Below are 15628 nucleotides of genomic sequence, written 5' to 3'. Positions count from 1 at the left end.
CCTGAATAACTGCGCGGAGAAACTAGAATAGTAAGACTATGGAGTTTTTCCTGCTGGTTATCGCGCTGCTATTCGCCACGATCTTGATTGTCGGCATCGGGGAACGCATTAAATTGCCCTACCCGATCTTGATGCTGATTTTCGCGACGCTGGCAGGTTTCTTGCCGTTCATGCCCGAAATGCATATTGAGCCCGAGCTGATCCTGCCGATCTTCTTGCCGCCTTTGCTTTTCGCTACGGCCCAGCGCAGCAGTTGGTCGGTGTTCCGCTTCCGCTGGAAGGCCCTGATCCGGCTGGCCGTGGTGCTCATCGTGGTGACAGCAGGCACCGTGGCCGCTACCGCGCTGGCCTTCTCCCCCATCGCTTCCATTCCGCTGGCATTGGCGTTGGGCGCAGTAGTGGCCCCGCCTGACCCGGTCGCGGTGGATGCAATTGCCACCAAGGTGAAAATGCCGCGGCGCCTGACGTCCCTGCTGGAAACCGAGGGCCTGTTCAACGACGCAATGGCCATCGTGATCTTCCAGTTGGCCGTCCAGGCAACCCTGAATGGCTCGGAAGTCGGACTCGAAATCATTCCGCAGTTCCTGCTCGGTGCCGCAGGGGCGGTAGTCCTGGGTCTGGCCATGGGCTGGGCCATCGGCGCCTTGAACCGCTTCGTTCCCAACCTGGCAGCGCGTTGCGCGGCCACCTTGGTGGCACCTTATGCGGTCTACATGATTGCGGAGGAGCTGCATATTTCAGGGGTCATCGCAGTGGTGGTGACGGCCCTTGAAATGGTGCGGCGGGACCGCCCCCAGGACTCTGCCGAACGCCTAACCCGGCAATCCTTCTGGGAAGTGCTCGAGCTGCTGGCCACCGGCCTGGCTTTCGGCTTGATGGGCATCGAGATGAACCAGGTGATCCAGGAGGAAGGCAGCAACCTGATCGGCTTCATCCCGGGCATCGCCGCGATCTGCTTCGTGGTCATCGCAGTGCGTGCGCTGTGGATGCTGGCGACCTACTACCTGCCCAACCGCAGCAAGCCCAAGATTCCTGCGCGCAAGGATGCGCTGGTGCTCACTTGGTGCGGCATGCGCGGGCTGGCGACTTTGGCCTTGGCCCTGGCACTGCCCAAGGTCGCAGCGGATGGATCGGCCATCGAGGGACGCAACTTCGTGGTGGTCGCCGCTTGCTCCGTCTTGCTGTGCACTTTGGTGCTCCCGGGCCTGACCTTGCCAGCGCTGATGCGCGTGCTGAAGCTGCGCAACAACGAGCAAGATGCCAAGCGTGCCCGCCGGGCCCTGGCCCGTCGCGCCGAGGCTGTCGCACTGGCGGCGCTGCGCAAGAACGTGCAGCTCGAAGAGCTGCCGGAGAATTACCAGCAGGCAGTGCGCCGGCGCATGAACTCGCTGCATACCATCCTGGCCAAGGACCCGGATCCGCACGATGCGATCTCGGACGAAAAGTACACGCAGATTCGCGCGGTGATCGCCAAGGCCGATTCGATCCAGGCCATCGCCCTGGAAGCCGCCCGCGACGAGCTGCTCAAGGCCCGCCGCGAACCGAATATCGACCCGCACATCGTTGACGAGATTGTCGGCCGCCTTGACCGACGCACCGCAACCCTGGATCGCTAGGCGGCCTTGCGCTCCAGCTTCACGATGACTTCGTAGTGGCTGGTCTGCGGGAACATGTCCATGACGCGAGCCTGCTGCGGAGCGTAGTTCTCCAAACGCTCCAGGTCCCTGGCCAGTGACTTCGCGTTGCAGCTGGAGTAAATGATGTGCTGGACATCGGACTCGTTCAGCCACTTCGATAGCTCTGCGGAGATACCGCGGCGCGGAGGATTCACGATTACCGCCTCTGGCGCCCAGCCGGCACCCAGCGCGAATTCGGTTGCGTCTTGGACCCTGAAATGGATGTCATCCAGCTCCATGGTCTTGGCGCTGGTCTTTGCCGATTCAACGGCTTCCCCGCTGGTCTCGATGCCGTACACGGTACGGTCCTCGGTAGCGCAATGCAGTGCGAAACCACCCACCCCGCTGTACAGATCCCAAACGCTTTCGGGGTTGGCATCGTTGATCCATTGGCGGGCCTGCCGGTACAAGGCGGCAGCGATCTCGCTGTTGGTCTGGAAGAAGCCCTGGGGGCGCAGGTGCATCGGTACGCCGTTCAGCCCGAATTCCAAGGTGGTTCGGCGGGTAAGAATGATTTCTTCTTCGCCTTCCAGCACTGCCTTGTGCTCAGGCAAGAAGTTCACCGACACCACGCTGTGGCGTGGAAGCTGCTCAAGGAATTGCGGCAGCGAATCACGCAGTGCCACAAAATGCTTCTTGGTGCGCAATACCCAACGGACCATCACCGAACCGGTATCCGACAGGGTGAGAATCACATGCTTGAGTTCGCCCTTGCGCTTGGGAACGTCGTAGGGAATGAGCTTCAGATCATGAATGAACTGCTCGATGACCGGGAATACGGCACGTAGCGGTGCTGCGATGACTCCGCAGTTGCGCAGATCGACACCGTGGCCGTCGGCATCCAGGATGCCGATGGTCGGCTGGCCGGTGGTTCCGGAAATGACCATTTTGGCTTTGTTGCGGAAGCCCTGTTCGCTACTGGCTTGGGGCGGAAGGAATTCCAGGCCTGGGAAGCCGGCCAGCAGCTGCTGGCAATCCGCTACCTTAGATTGCAGTTGCTGGGCGTAAGGCACCGTCATCAAGGTGCATGAGCGGCAACGGGAGGCAGAAAAGTAAAGGCATTCCATGGTGCTTATGATTTTAGCGAAGATCGGCCGGCACCGAGCACAGAGAAATCTTGGCGCTGATTGACCGCAAATTTTCAGCTTTGGCCGCTAAGCTCGCAATTGATCAAAAGTTACTGAGCAGAATCCCTGCATGATGCGAAAGCCATACGGGGAAGGGTTGTTTAACCGCGAAAGGACAGATGGCACTTCATACCGGGCTATCCACGCATCGCCGTGGCATTGCATTGCTTGCACTCCCCCTTGCTGCCGTGATCGGCGCCTGCACGAGTTGCGCCGCTTCTTCACCCCAGGCTCATGAAGTTTCTTCCACCCCGGTTCCCGCCCCGTCTTCCAGCAGTGCCACCGAAAAATCCCTGCCCGCTCCGAGCAAGGCCGCAGCAAGCTCCAGCGTCCCGCTTCCGGCTCCAACCGGGAACAATGCCACTGCTCCCACCACGACTCCGAGCAATTCAGCCAAGCAGCCCGCCGGCACTCCGGCCAAGCCCGAAAGCTCCAAGACATCGCTGTCGCCCCTGGCCTCGGGTGCCAACACTGGTGCCTCCATCAAGGCGCTTCCCAGTTCAGCGGCCGAAATGTCCAAGGCCACCACGCAGCTGTTCGCTGCAGTGAATCGAGGCAAGCTGAAGGACGTCAAGGCGGCGCTCAAGGATGGAGCTGACCTCGACGCGCAGGACGAGGCCGGTCGCACCGCGCTGATGCGTGCAGTCATCAACAAGAACCCTGCCATCGCCAAGACCCTCTTCGAAGCAGGCTCGGATCCCGACAAGAAGGACGACTTCTACGAGTCGCCGTTCCTGCGCGCGAGCGCCAATGGCCAGGTTGAAACGCTGAAGCTTCTCATTGACGGCGGGGCCGACCTCACGGCGGTGAATCGCATGGGCGGGACCGCTTTGACCGTCGCCAGCGAGAATGGCCGGGTTCAGGCCGTGCGCCAGTTGCTCCGCACCGATATCCCGGTAGACCAGGTTAATGACCTGGGCTGGACGGCCCTGCACGAAACCATTGTCCTGGGCCAGGGCACCGCCAATGCCATCACCATCGCGCGTTTGCTGATTATCAACGGGGCGGACCCGCATTTGGAGGACCACTCCGGTTCTGATGCATTCAAGCTAGCGCGTGAACGCCAGCAGAGCCAGATGCTGACCATGCTGCAGGCTGCAGCCAAGCGCTGAATCCTAGAGGGCGTCGAGGTAGAACCAGGCGCCGTCCTGCTTCACGAAGGTGCTGACCTCATGCTGCTGCGCTTCATGCCGGCCGTCGCGATAGTACGCAGCGAATTCCACCACCCCGCGGGAGGCCGCCGCGCCGCCAGCACGGGTTGAAATGATCTCCAAGCCGGTCCAGCGCATCTGCGAATCCAAGTCCAGTTCCTTGGGCCTCGTGCTCTCATGCCAGGTCGCCAGCAAATACTGCGACAGCCCCAGCACGAAGGCGCTGTAGCGTGAGCGCATCAGCTGCTCCGCGGTCTGCGGCAGCAAGGAGCCGTCTTCCCTTCCGTCATGCAAGGGTTTGCAGCAGTTCTCGTAGGACAGCTTCGCAGCGTCCAGGACTCGGCAGGCGCAGACGGTTTGACTAGCATTTTTCACAGTTTCAGCATACGCGTCGAGCGCGCTTCGACAACCCGTGAGCCTAAGATCACATGACTTAAACCGCAGGATATCGGTGCTATCGCGCACAGGGACGTTTTCCCCATCACATTCACGGGTAGACTATGAAGGCAAGCTCGCGGAGCGCCAAATCCCCCTGGTGTGAGACGGCATCTCCGTGTGGCATTTAACTTAACCTCGCCAACAGGAGATATGCCGGATGCCCCGCATCGTTGTAGATGTCATGCTCAAGCCAGAAATCCTTGACCCTCAGGGCAAGGCCATCGCGGGAGCTCTTCCCCGCCTAGGCTTCACCTCCTTCGAAGCTGTCCGCCAGGGCAAGCGCTTTGAACTGTCCGTGGACGGCGAGGTGACCGAAGAAATCCTCGCCCAGGCTCGCGAGGCTGCAGAAACCCTGCTTTCCAACCCGGTGATCGAAGATGTCGTCAACGTCGAGGTATTCGAAGACTAATGAGCGCCGAACTTCCCCTGATTGGCGACTATTCAACGCCAAGCACTGAACTTTCCGGAGCGCGCATCGGCGTGGTGACCTTCCCGGGCACCCTCGATGACCGCGACGCCGCTCGCGCCGTGCGCGCAGCCGGTGCCGAAGCGGTGTCCCTGTGGCACGCCGACACCGACCTGCAGGATGTCGACGCCGTGGTGATCCCCGGCGGCTTCTCCTACGGCGACTACCTGCGCGCCGGCGCGATCTCCCGCTTCGCACCGATGATGGCGAAGATCGCAGATGCCGCGAACTCCGATGCCAAGCTGCCCGTGCTGGGCATCTGCAACGGTTTCCAGATCCTCACCGAGTCGCACCTGCTGCCCGGATCGATGATCAAGAACGACCACTTGAAGTTCATCTGCCGCGATCAGCTGCTGCGCGTGGAGAACAACCAGACCGCATGGACCAACGGCTTCGAAGCCGGCCAGGAAATCACCATCGTGCTGAAGAACCAGGATGGCCAGTACGTGGCCGACGAGAAGGTCCTGGACGAGCTCGAAGCTGAAAACCGCATCGCGTTCTCCTACATGGGCTGGAACCCGAACGGCTCGCGCCGCTCGATCGCCGGCGTGAGCAACAAGGCCGGCAACGTTGTCGGCCTGATGCCGCACCCGGAGCACGCCATTGAGGCCGGCTTCGGCCCGGACCACCGCGGCACCGACGGGCTGGCATTCTTCACCAGTGTTCTGACCCACCTTGTTGGAGGCAAAAAGTGAGCCAGGAAGCCACTAAGGAATTCAATATCGACACCGTCGATAACGCAGCGGGCACCCCGGATGTAGAACTGCCATGGGCAGAGCTGGGCCTGAAGGACAACGAGTTCGCCGAGATCGTGAAGATCCTGGGCCGTCGTCCGACCGCCGCTGAATTGGCCATGTACTCGGTCATGTGGTCCGAGCACTGCTCGTACAAGTCCACCAAGAACCACCTGCGCCAGTTCGGCCAGAAGGTCACCCCGGAAATGAAGAAGGACCTGATGGTCGGCATGGGCGAAAACGCCGGTGTCACCGACCTGGGCGACGGCTGGGCCGTGACCTTCAAGATCGAGTCCCACAACTCGCCTTCCTACGTCGAGCCGTACCAGGGTGCCGCTACCGGCATCGGCGGCATCGTGCGCGATATCATCTCCATGGGCGCCCGCCCGATCGCCGTGATGGATCCGCTGCGTTTCGGCGCGATCGACCACGAGGACTCGCAGCGCGTCGTGCACGGCGTGGTCTCGGGCATCGGCGGCTACGGCAACTCGCTGGGCCTGCCGAACATCGGCGGCGAAACCGTCTTCGACCCGATCTACCAGGGCAACCCGCTGGTCAACGCACTGGCCGTGGGCGCACTGCGCCACGAGGATCTGCGCCTGGCCAATGCCTCGGGCGTGGGCAACAAGGTCGTGCTCTTCGGTGCGCGCACCGGTGGCGACGGCATTGGCGGCGCGTCGGTGCTGGCCTCGGAGTCCTTCGACGACACCAAGCCCTCCAAGCGCCCTGCGGTGCAGGTGGGCGACCCGTTCGCCGAGAAGGTGCTCATCGAGTGCTGCCTGGAATTGTTCAAGGCCTCGCTGGTCGAGGGCATCCAGGACCTGGGCGCCGCAGGCATCTCCTGCGCCACCAGCGAACTGGCTTCCAACGGCGAAGGCGGCATGCAGGTCGAGCTGACCAACGTGCTGCTGCGCGACTCCACCCTGACCCCGGGCGAAATCCTGATGTCGGAGTCCCAGGAACGCATGATGGCCGTAGTCACCCCGCAGAACATCGAAGCGTTCGAGGCCGTCATGGCCAAGTGGAACGTGGAGTACTCCTGGCTGGGCGAGGTCACCGACACCGATCGGCTGATCATCACCTGGAATGGCGAAGTCATCGTGGACGTGGACCCGAAGACCGTCGCCCACGACGGCCCGGTCTACGACCGCCCGTATGCCCGCCCGCAGTGGCAGGATGCGCTGCAGGCTGACACCTTCAAGTCCTCGGAAGCCGGCGCCAACCTGCCAGCTACCGGCGAAGAGCTGAAGGCCGCCGCCCTGGAGCTGATCGCCAGCCCGAACATGTGCGACAAGTCCTGGATCACCAGCCAGTATGACCGCTACGTCGGCGGCAACACCGCGCTGGCCGCCCCGGACGATGCCGGCGTGGTCCGCATCGACGAGTCCACCGGACTCGGCGTGGCCATCGCCACCGATGCCAACGGCCGCTACACCTACCTGGACCCGTACGCCGGCGCCCAGCTGGCGCTGGCTGAGTCCTACCGCAACGTCGCCACCTCCGGTGCGATCCCTGCCGCTGTTTCGGACTGCCTGAACTACGGCTCCCCAGAGGACCCGGATGTCATGTGGCAGCTGGCCGAGGGCATCCGCGGCCTGTCCGATGCGTGCATGGAGCTCGGCGTCCCGGTCACCGGCGGCAATGTCTCGCTGTACAACCAGACCGGCGACAAGGCCATCCACCCAACCCCTGTGGTTGCGACCCTGGGCAAGTTCGACGACGTCGCTCGCCGCACCCCTTCGGGCTGGCGCGAAGAGGCCGACGGCCAGGCCATCTACCTGATCGGCACCACCGCCGATGAACTGGACGGCTCGGAGTTCGCCAACCTGCGCGGCCACCTCGGCGGCCTGCCGCCAAAGGTCGACCTGGCTGCCGAGAAGGCACTGGGCGCAATCCTGATCAACGCCAGCCGCGACGGCATGATCGACGCCGCGCACGACCTGTCCGAGGGCGGCCTGCTTGCAGCGCTGTCCGAGATGGTCCTGCGCTACGGCGTTGGCGCTCGCGTGGCCCTGGACGAGATCAAGCAGCGTGACGGCATCGATTCCTTCACCGCGCTGTTCTCGGAGTCCCAGGCACGCGCCTTGGTTGCCGTTCCACGCAGCGAAGAGGTCCGCTTCAACGACATGACCAGTGCCCGCGGTGTCACCGTGGCCCGCATGGGCATTGTCGATGCGCAGTCCGGCGTCCTGGAAGTCCAGGGCGAGTTCACCGTTTCGGTGGATGAGCTGCGTGAAGCTTCCGAAGGCACCATGAAGAAGTACTTCGGCTAGGCTCCAGCCAACCTGTCAACGGCGGCTCTCCTCATCGAGGAGGGCCGCCGTTGTCCATCTGCACCCAGGCTGTCCCCGCGCGCGCCGCACCTCGGAAACGATAATCTGGGAACACCACAGTTCCCGTTCCCGGCTTCCAAAGGATCTGACCATGGCTGAACCCGACGGGCTGCCCGCCGCGGCCCTGCAGCCAGTGGTGGTGAACTGGAAATGCAATCTGACCTACAGCATCGTGGTCTGGGTCAGCAACGGGACGGCGCGCGTGCATTTCGAGGAAACGGTGCAGCTGCTGCAGGCCGGCCAAGCGCTGTGGATCCCGCGGTTCATTGCGCACAAGGTGGAGCATGATGCCCACTCCCTGGCCTTGTCGATCATGGTCAGGACAACGTCCAACCACAGGCTGGGCGACGGGTGGCGGCTGATCAACGTGCCGCCGGCCCAATCGCAGTGGATGTTCCACCTGATGCTGCTGACCCTCTCGCCCGTGCACCAGGGCCAGGCCAGTGCGCAGCGGGTGCTCGATACGCTGGCGCATTTCGCCGTCGCCTCCCCCTCCTCCACCCGGCCCGTTCCGCTGGCCATGCCACGGCACAGCGCAGCCCGGAAGGTAGTCGCCCACCTGCTGGCCCATCCGCACGGCACGCTGCACTTGGCCGATTATGCGCGGAAGTTCGCCGTGTCCGAACGGACCTTGCGCCGCGCATTCCTCGCCGAAACCGGACTGAATTTCCGGCAATGGCGCCAGCAGGCACGGCTCGGCGCGTTGGACCGCGTGCTTCCGCACAGCGCCAGCCAGCCTCCGGCCTTGACCACCCGCTGGATGAACCTTGCCAACCAGGATCTGGTGCTCTGGGCGGTGCGCGGACGAGCCAGCATTTGCCAGCTGGCCCATGGGGAAGGCACCGGACGCGAACGCACCCAGCAGCTGCAGGGCGGGCAATTCATGCTGGTCCCTGCCGGGCAGTCCCTGCGCCTGCAGATCGAGCAGGGCTCGCTGCTGATCCCGCTGTCCCTACCAGCCGGTTCTCTGCCGTCCGGGCAGCAGCACCGGATGCCCTGCCAGCTGCCGGTCGAGTTCTTCCAGGCCATGCTGCACCGCGCGGTTTCGCACATCACGCTGCTGCGTCCGGTCCACTTCGACCCGTTCGACACCGTGAAGCTGCTGCAGCTGGTGCCGAATTATCCCGGATTGCCCTGGCCGCACTCTGCCGAAATGCGTTCGCTGGCCGGCACCCTGGCCGCCGATACCCGGGGAAAGCTGCCGGCGTCCGCTGCCGCCGCGCAGCATGGCCTGAGCCTGCGCCAGCTGCAGCGGCGCTGGAGCGCCGAGACCGGCATGAGCCTGCGCGCCTGGCGCCAGGCCTCCCGCTTCCAGCATGCCGAAGCCTTGCTGAATGCAGGATTCCCGGTGCCGATGGTCGCCCTCCAGCTCGGATTCAGCGACGCCGGGAACTTCTCCCGCGCCTACGCTAAGACCCGCGGACGCCGTCCCAAGCCGGCAGACTACACCCTCCCAACGGACATTTTTTGATCACTTAACGACATCTTAGCCTTCTCGATCCACCACCGGAACCCGCTGAAAATCCCGGAAATTCCGGCAGATAATGCTCGGTTGGACCCATAGGGGCAAGGTGAGCCTAAATTAACCCCGGCTAAGGTGGGAGACCGTCACCCTTGAACTCCACCGCGCCGCCTTCGGCGCGGATACCCACCGAGGAGCAACCCCCATGCGTTCATCCGCTCGCAAATTCGCATCCCTGGCCGCTGCAGCGGCCCTCACCCTTTCGCTTGGCGCCTGCGCCGCAAACGGAACTGCCGCAGCAGACGGCTCTCCGGCCGCCGATTCCGCGGACACCGGCAACTGGCCGCGCACGCTCACGGATGACGCCGGAAACGAGGTGCAGATCCCGGCCAAGCCGGAGCGCATCATCTCCACCACGGTGTCCACCACCGGCACCCTGCTGGCCCTGGATGCCCCGGTCGTCGGCTCCTCCACCGCCGCCATCAGCCCGCAGAGCGACGAGAACGGATGGTTCACCCAGTGGGCCGACGTGGCAGTCGAGCGCGAGGTGGCACCGGTCTACCAGCTGGGCAACTTCAATCTGGAGGCCGTCGTGGCCCAGGATCCGGATCTGATCGTGGTCTCGACCTCTGGCGCCGACTCCGAAATGGACAACCTCGAGCAGCTGCAGTCGCTGGCCCCGACCTACGTGGTCAACTACGGCGACAAGGACTGGAAGTCGCTGGCCGAGGAGCTGGCCGAAGCCACCGGCACCGAAGCCAACGCCGAATCGATCGTCAGCGAATTCGACCAGCGCGCCGCCGAGATCAAGGAGAAGCTGGCCATCCCGGCCGGCAGCACCGCTTCGATCGTCTCTTACAACAAGGGCGCCGATTCCCCCGTGGGCAAGCAGAGCGGACCGCATTCGGCACTGATCGGCGCCATGGGCTTCGAGATTATCGAGCCTCCGGCGCAGTTCGACACCTCCGCCCAGAAGCGCGAGGACTTCGCCTTCACCAGCTACGAGGGCCTGTCCGAATCCGCCACCGGCGACTCGGTCTTCCTGATCTCCGCCAACGACAAGACCGCGAAGTCCTTCGCCGCGGATCCGACGCTGTCCAACCTGCCCTCGGTGATCAGCGGCAACATCTTCCCGCTGGCCAACTCTTTCCGCCTGGACTACTACTCCTCCAACGACATCCTGGACTACTTCGAGAACGAGTTCCCGGGATTGAGCGCAGGCAAGTAGGCCACCGGCAGTGCTTCAAGAACGCAGTGCCCGCCGCCGGCCCAGGGTTTCGCCCTGGCTGGCGGCTTCGGCCGTCCTGATGCTGCTGGGGCTGCTCTCCTGCGCACTGGGCACCAAGAACATCTCGCTGGCCGAGTCCTGGGCCGCCCTGGCCAGCTTCGATCCGGGGAACAACGACCACCTGCTGGTGCGCGAGCTGCGCGTGCCGCGCACGCTGCTGGCCGTGGTGGTCGGCGCCGGGCTGGGGTTGGCCGGCGCGCTGATGCAGTCCATGACCCGCAACCCGCTGGCCGAGCCCGGGCTGCTGGGCGTGAACGCCGGCGCCGCCTTCGCGGTGGCCATTGCGATCACCGTCGGGGTCGTGCAGCCGGCCGGCTACATGTCCTTTGCCTTCGCCGGGGCGGCCGCGGCCAGCCTCATCGTCTACTTCATGGGCAGCCGCAGGCAGTCGGGCAATGACGTGGTGCGCCTGGTGCTCGCCGGCGCCGGGCTGTCGGTGATGCTGATGGCCGCCACGCAGATCCTGGTCATCGGCGGCGGCACCGAAACCCATGAGCGCTTCGCTTCCTGGACCACCGGCTCGCTGCAGGGCCGCGGCTACGACGTGCTGCCGATCGCCGCGCTGGTGGTGCTCACCGGCGCGATGATCGCCCTGGGCCTGTCCCGTTCGCTGGACGCGCTGGCCCTGGGCGAAGACAGCGCCCGCGCGCTGGGCGTGAATCCCACCCGGGCCTGGCTGCTGTCCTCGCTCGCGGTGATGCTGCTGGCCGGGGCCGCCACCGCGGCCGCCGGGCCGATCAGCTTTGTCGGCCTGGCCGCCCCGCATGCGGCGCGGATGCTCGTTGGCGCACAGCACCTGCGCAGCCTGCCGCTGTCCATGCTGCTGGGCGCCGGTGTGCTGCTCATCGCCGACATCGCCGGGCGCATGGTGGCCGCCCCGGCGGAAATCGGTGCCGGGGCGATGAGCGCCCTGATCGGCGCACCGGTGTTCATCTACCTGGCCCGTCGACGACTGAAGGCGGGCAAATGAGCACCCGAACCCCTGCAACACAGCGATTCACCCGCACCCGCACCCGCCTGGTGCTCGGCATCCTGGCGCTGCTGCTGACGCTCGGCGCGCTGCTGGCGATGGGCACCGGAACCATCATGCTGGGCCCGGGCCAGGTGCTCGGCGCGCTGCTGGGTTCCGGCGAGCCGAAGGACGTGCTGGTGGTGCAGAAGATCCGCGCCCCGCGCGTGCTCACCGCCATTGGCGTGGGCGCGGCCCTGGGCGCGGCCGGCGCCTGCTTCCAGTCGATCTCCCGCAACCCGCTGGGCAGCCCTGACATCATCGGCTTCACCACGGGTGCCGCCACCGGCGCCGTGGCGCAGATCGTGCTGTTCAGCGCCGGCGCCTGGGCCACCGGCCTGGCCGCCATGGTCTGCGGGCTGCTCACCGCCGCGGCGGTTTACGCGCTGTCCTTCTCCAAGCGCACCACCGGCGGGCAGCGCCTGGTGATCATCGGCATCGGCGTGGGCGCCATGCTCGGCGCGGTGAACACCATCCTGCTCTCCAAGGGGGACGCGGACCTGGCCGCCCAGGCGAACCTGTGGCTTTCGGGATCGCTGGGCGGGCGCAGCTGGGCCGACGCGGGCCTGGTGGGCCTGTGCCTGCTGGCGCTGCTGCCGCTGCTGATGGCGCACGGCCGGCACCTGACCCTGTTGGAAATGGGCGATGACACCGCCCAGGCGCTGGGCGTCAGCGCCGAACTGGTCCGCCGGATCACGATCTTCGCCGCCGTCTGCCTGACCGCCGCGGCCACCGCCGCCGCCGGCCCGATCGCTTTCGTGGCCCTGGCCTCCGGGCAGATCATCCGCCAGCTGATCGGCAACCGCACGGTGCCGATCTGGCAGGCGGCGCTCACCGGGGCGCTGCTGCTGCTGGCCTGCGACGTGGCCACCCAGCATCTGCCGCTGCGCGCGCAGGTGCCCATCGGCCTGGCCACCTCGCTGGCCGGCGGCCTCTACCTGCTCTACCTGCTCACCCGACCGACTACCCGAACCTGACCCGAGGAGCACCCATGCCAGCCAATGAAATGATCGTCGAGGAGATCATCGACTACACCCCGCGGATGCGCCGGGTGGTGTTCTGCGGAGCCGGGGTGGCCGAGTACCTGGCCGCCCCGCCGTGCGTGCCGAACATCAAGATCTACTTCCCTGCTCCGGGCCAGCCGCTGGACCAGCCCGGCGAGGACGAGCGCGGACGCTGGGTCTTCACCGGCGACCAGCGCTCGCGGGTGCGCACCTACACGGTGCGCTTCATGGACCAGCAGGCCTCGAGGCTGGCCATCGACTTCGTCCGCCACGGGGACGAGGGGCTGGCCAGCGCCTGGGTGGAACGCATCGCCCCGGGCGATGTGCTCGGCGCCCTGGGCGGCGGCGGGCTGGTGCTCAAGCCCGGCGGCCACGCCCAGCTCTTCGGCGATGAGACCGCGCTGCCTGCCATCAGCGACACCCTGGAGCAGATGCCCGCCGGCCAGCTCGGCCAGGTGTTCATCGAGGTGGCGGACGAGGACGACATCCACCCGCTGGCCAAGCCCGAGGGCGTGCAGGTGCACTGGCTGACGCGCGGCGGGGCGCCGGCGGGAAGCACCGGGCTGCTCATCGAGGCGATGCAGCGGCTGCAGCCGCCGGCCGGTCACGCAGACTTTTCCGGCGTGCACCTGTGGGTCGGGGCCGAGTCGCAGGTGGTGCGCTTCGCCCGCAAGTGGGCGGCCCGCGTAGGGATCGAGCGCGCCAACCGGCTGATCATCGGCTACTGGCACCAATCGATGGACGAGGTGGCCTACGGCAAGGACTCGGACCACGACCGGGTCAAGGACGAGATGGACTACGAGCGCCCGGGACATGAGCATGCCCATGCACACTGAGCGCACCCCGTACGCCGCGGCAGCACCGCGGGTCGAAGCCCGCGGCAACGGGGCGGCCACCCCGCGGGCGCGCGGATTCCTCGCTTCCCGGGTCAGCCCCGAAGGCATCGCCGCCCTGCCGGCGGCCCTGGCCGCGGGCAGCCTGGACTACCCGCTGGTCGACCGCTGCGCCACGACAGGCGATGGCGGCCAGGACATGGTGCATGCGACGTTCCTGTTCCTCGACGAGCAGCCCGCGGATCCGGCGCGGGCGGTGATCCTGTCAGCCAATGCGCTAGTGGACCATGAGGACCTGGCGGCCAGCGAATTCGAGCAGTCCGGCGAGCGCCTGTGGAGCATTACCCTGCTGGTGCCTGCCGACTGGGTTGCCTCCTACCGGATCACCGTGCACCGCGGTGACGGCCCGGCCCCCTGGCATCAGGCAGCGGACCGCCGCGCGATCCGGCTGGCGGCTGATGGCGGAGGCCCCGATCCGCTGAACCCGCAGGTTTCGGCCACCATGAACGGCGCCGCGGTGTCGGTATTCCGCGGTCCCAAGGCCACGGCCAACCCGCATCTGGCCCCGGCGGTTCCCGCCGCGGGGCGCAGTGGGCCATCGCTGGGCGGCTGGGGTGCGGCCGAGGCCGGCACGCAGGGGTTGCACCCGCGGCTGAGCCACCACCTTGTGCAGGATGAGAACTGCGCACGCGAACGCAGCGTGTGGATGTACCAGCCGCCAGGCAGCGAATCCGGCGCCCAGCAGGAGCCGACCCCGCTGGTGGTCGTGCATGACGGGGCCACCTGGGTGAAGCACCTGTCCTTCGCCGAGAGCCTGGACAATGCGATCAACGCCAAAGTGCTGGCGCCGGTGCACGTGATGTTCGTGGATTCCACGTCGATTCCGCTGCGCTCCGACGAGTTGCCGCACGCAACGGGCACCACCCGCTCGCTGGCTGGGCAGTTCCTGCCCTGGGCGCGCAGCGGCTTCAACGTGCGGGCCGATCCTGCCGGCACGCTGCTCACCGGTTCGTCTTTCGGCGGTCTCGCCGCGATGCTGGGGGTTCTGCTTTACCCGGAACTGTTCGGCAAGGCAGTGGCGCAATCCCCCTCGCTGTGGCACACCGATGTGTCCGCGCAGCTGCAGTCATTGGCTGCGCACGTTGAGCTGGAAATCCAGGCGGGGTGCTATGAAACGCGCATTGCCGAATCCTGTGCGCAGACCCTCGGCGCCCTGCAGGGAAGCGATGCTGCACAGCGCATCCAGTACCAGCTGTTCTCCGGCGGCCACGACTGGGCCTGGTGGGCACCGGAACTGCTTTCCGCGCTGGTGCGCGCCTATCCCGCGGCAGGCCACTGAGTGCAGTTGGCGGCGGTCCTCCTCTTTGGGCAGGGCCGCCGTTTTTGTTTGGGCAGATTATTTGGCGCTGAGCACTTCTTCGAGCTCTTTTCCGTTAACAAGGATCCGGGCCTCGCCGGTACCGGGCGCGGTCATCGCGGTGTATTGGAGCTATTCGACAATGCGCGGATCATCGCAGGCGCCGCCGGATTTCACGGTTCCGCTCAATTCGACGGTCACCGCATCGCCTTCCACCGCCGATGAAACGTAGTCGAGGCCGGAGCCGGCCAAGGCGTTGCGCAGCACTGATTCTCCGAGCATTTCCTCGTCATCAGCCAGGAGTGCGGTGATCGAGGCCTCGACTTGGTTGGTGAATTCCTCTGGTCCCGTTTCGGTCGCGACCAGCGAGTCGCCGCAGCCGATCTCCGACCCCGACTTCCCCTCATCGCCCACGGCAACATAGAACAGCGTCAGGGCGGCTGTGGTTGGCTCCGCGGAACTCGCCGCCGGATCCGCGCTCTGCGCCTCAGTAGAGGCGCCGGTGCTGGCTGGCGGCTCCGCGGTAGCAGTATCAGCGCTGGTTGGCTGCGGCGGGCTTCCGGGCGTTTCACTGCCGGGGCCTTGGCTGCAGCCGGCCGCAAGCATGAGCACCGCAACAGCGAGCGCCAATGGCACCGGGGAGGTTCGTTGAGTTCGCATGGTAATTCCTCCTCGCCAAACTCGAACGAATGGCGTTCCCACCGTAGCCGTGCGCGGCGAGTCCAATCCAGCACGAATCCGTTGCAGTTT

The 15628-nt window shown here is 65.7% G+C and carries 14 protein-coding genes; 11 read left to right on the top strand and 3 right to left on the bottom strand.

What is annotated here, in order from left to right; all coding sequences use genetic code 11:
• The first annotated feature begins 38 nt into the window (after positions 1–38).
• The gene (locus tag ACIOTN_RS10005) at positions 39–1616 is read left to right on the top strand and encodes a sodium:proton antiporter (RefSeq protein ID WP_105657981.1); all 1578 of its coding nucleotides are present in this window, start codon (positions 39–41) and stop codon (positions 1614–1616) included.
• On the opposite strand, the gene ACIOTN_RS10000 is transcribed toward ACIOTN_RS10005, so the two are convergent.
• Complete coding sequence (locus ACIOTN_RS10000) at positions 1613–2743, bottom strand: methyltransferase domain-containing protein (protein WP_105657980.1); 1131 nt, start codon at positions 2741–2743, stop codon at positions 1613–1615. The two genes, ACIOTN_RS10005 and ACIOTN_RS10000, sit on opposite strands and share 4 nt — an antisense overlap.
• A 179-nt stretch (positions 2744–2922) precedes the next feature.
• On the opposite strand from ACIOTN_RS10000, the gene ACIOTN_RS09995 reads away from it, so the two are divergent.
• A complete protein-coding gene (locus ACIOTN_RS09995; RefSeq protein ID WP_388024565.1) occupies positions 2923–3915 on the top strand; it encodes an ankyrin repeat domain-containing protein in 993 nt (330 codons plus the stop codon).
• Between the two features lie 3 nt (positions 3916–3918).
• Here the strand turns inward: ACIOTN_RS09995 and ACIOTN_RS09990 are convergent, their stop codons facing one another.
• On the bottom strand, positions 3919–4329 hold the full coding sequence (locus tag ACIOTN_RS09990; protein WP_133834337.1) for a YchJ family protein: 411 nt from the start codon (positions 4327–4329) through the stop codon (positions 3919–3921).
• A gap of 220 nt (positions 4330–4549) precedes the next feature.
• Here ACIOTN_RS09990 and purS point away from each other — a divergent pair, with 220 nt between their 5' ends.
• The 9 genes from purS (at position 4550) to ACIOTN_RS09945 (ending at position 14860) form a co-directional block, all read left to right on the top strand.
• Positions 4550–4801, top strand: coding sequence for a phosphoribosylformylglycinamidine synthase subunit PurS (purS, locus tag ACIOTN_RS09985; RefSeq protein ID WP_102598679.1), 252 nt, complete (start codon positions 4550–4552; stop codon positions 4799–4801).
• Positions 4801–5553, top strand: a complete 753-nt coding sequence (purQ, locus tag ACIOTN_RS09980) for a phosphoribosylformylglycinamidine synthase subunit PurQ (RefSeq protein WP_402735279.1) — start codon at positions 4801–4803, stop codon at positions 5551–5553. The genes purS and purQ overlap by 1 nt, the downstream gene beginning before the upstream one ends.
• Positions 5550–7865: a phosphoribosylformylglycinamidine synthase subunit PurL gene (gene purL, locus ACIOTN_RS09975; RefSeq protein ID WP_400291159.1), complete on the top strand. Its 2316-nt coding sequence runs from the start codon at positions 5550–5552 to the stop codon at positions 7863–7865. Before purQ ends, purL begins: the two co-directional genes overlap by 4 nt.
• 151 nt (positions 7866–8016) lie before the next feature.
• Positions 8017–9396: a helix-turn-helix domain-containing protein gene (locus tag ACIOTN_RS09970; RefSeq protein WP_402735278.1), complete on the top strand. Its 1380-nt coding sequence runs from the start codon at positions 8017–8019 to the stop codon at positions 9394–9396.
• A 196-nt stretch (positions 9397–9592) separates the two neighbouring features.
• Positions 9593–10615, top strand: coding sequence for a Fe2+-enterobactin ABC transporter substrate-binding protein (fepB, locus tag ACIOTN_RS09965; RefSeq protein ID WP_402735277.1), 1023 nt, complete (start codon positions 9593–9595; stop codon positions 10613–10615).
• A 10-nt stretch (positions 10616–10625) separates the two neighbouring features.
• Complete coding sequence (locus ACIOTN_RS09960; protein ID WP_402735276.1) at positions 10626–11645, top strand: FecCD family ABC transporter permease; 1020 nt, start codon at positions 10626–10628, stop codon at positions 11643–11645.
• On the top strand, positions 11642–12661 hold the full coding sequence (locus tag ACIOTN_RS09955; protein ID WP_402735275.1) for a FecCD family ABC transporter permease: 1020 nt from the start codon (positions 11642–11644) through the stop codon (positions 12659–12661). The genes ACIOTN_RS09960 and ACIOTN_RS09955 overlap by 4 nt, the downstream gene beginning before the upstream one ends.
• Positions 12662–12675: 14 nt before the next feature.
• Positions 12676–13524, top strand: coding sequence for a siderophore-interacting protein (locus tag ACIOTN_RS09950; protein ID WP_402735274.1), 849 nt, complete (start codon positions 12676–12678; stop codon positions 13522–13524).
• Positions 13514–14860, top strand: a complete 1347-nt coding sequence (locus ACIOTN_RS09945; protein ID WP_402735273.1) for an enterochelin esterase domain-containing protein — start codon at positions 13514–13516, stop codon at positions 14858–14860. The genes ACIOTN_RS09950 and ACIOTN_RS09945 overlap by 11 nt, the downstream gene beginning before the upstream one ends.
• Positions 14861–15010: 150 nt before the next feature.
• On the opposite strand, the gene ACIOTN_RS09940 is transcribed toward ACIOTN_RS09945, so the two are convergent.
• Positions 15011–15538: a hypothetical protein gene (locus ACIOTN_RS09940; RefSeq protein WP_402735272.1), complete on the bottom strand. Its 528-nt coding sequence runs from the start codon at positions 15536–15538 to the stop codon at positions 15011–15013.
• Positions 15539–15628 lie beyond the last annotated feature (90 nt).

Source organism: Glutamicibacter sp. NPDC087661 (assembly GCF_044743275.1).
In the GTDB taxonomy this organism is placed as follows: domain Bacteria; phylum Actinomycetota; class Actinomycetes; order Actinomycetales; family Micrococcaceae; genus Glutamicibacter.
The sequence above is the reverse complement of the archived record's forward strand: the minus strand, read 5'-3'. Positions and strand labels throughout refer to the sequence as shown.

Excerpts from the sequence above, each read along its gene's own strand:
- ACIOTN_RS09945 (WP_402735273.1), top strand. The coding sequence starts at position 13,514 with ATGCACACTGAGCGCACCCCGTACGCCGCGGCAGCACCGCGGGTCGAA.
- ACIOTN_RS09955 (WP_402735275.1), top strand. The coding sequence starts at position 11,642 with ATGAGCACCCGAACCCCTGCAACACAGCGATTCACCCGCACCCGCACC.
- ACIOTN_RS09940 (WP_402735272.1), bottom strand. The coding sequence starts at position 15,538 with ATGCGAACTCAACGAACCTCCCCGGTGCCATTGGCGCTCGCTGTTGCG.
- ACIOTN_RS10005 (WP_105657981.1), top strand. The coding sequence starts at position 39 with ATGGAGTTTTTCCTGCTGGTTATCGCGCTGCTATTCGCCACGATCTTG.
- ACIOTN_RS09995 (WP_388024565.1), top strand. The coding sequence starts at position 2,923 with ATGGCACTTCATACCGGGCTATCCACGCATCGCCGTGGCATTGCATTG.
- ACIOTN_RS10000 (WP_105657980.1), bottom strand. The coding sequence starts at position 2,743 with ATGGAATGCCTTTACTTTTCTGCCTCCCGTTGCCGCTCATGCACCTTG.
- ACIOTN_RS09950 (WP_402735274.1), top strand. The coding sequence starts at position 12,676 with ATGCCAGCCAATGAAATGATCGTCGAGGAGATCATCGACTACACCCCG.
- ACIOTN_RS09970 (WP_402735278.1), top strand. The coding sequence starts at position 8,017 with ATGGCTGAACCCGACGGGCTGCCCGCCGCGGCCCTGCAGCCAGTGGTG.
- purS (WP_102598679.1), top strand. The coding sequence starts at position 4,550 with ATGCCCCGCATCGTTGTAGATGTCATGCTCAAGCCAGAAATCCTTGAC.
- purQ (WP_402735279.1), top strand. The coding sequence starts at position 4,801 with ATGAGCGCCGAACTTCCCCTGATTGGCGACTATTCAACGCCAAGCACT.
- fepB (WP_402735277.1), top strand. The coding sequence starts at position 9,593 with ATGCGTTCATCCGCTCGCAAATTCGCATCCCTGGCCGCTGCAGCGGCC.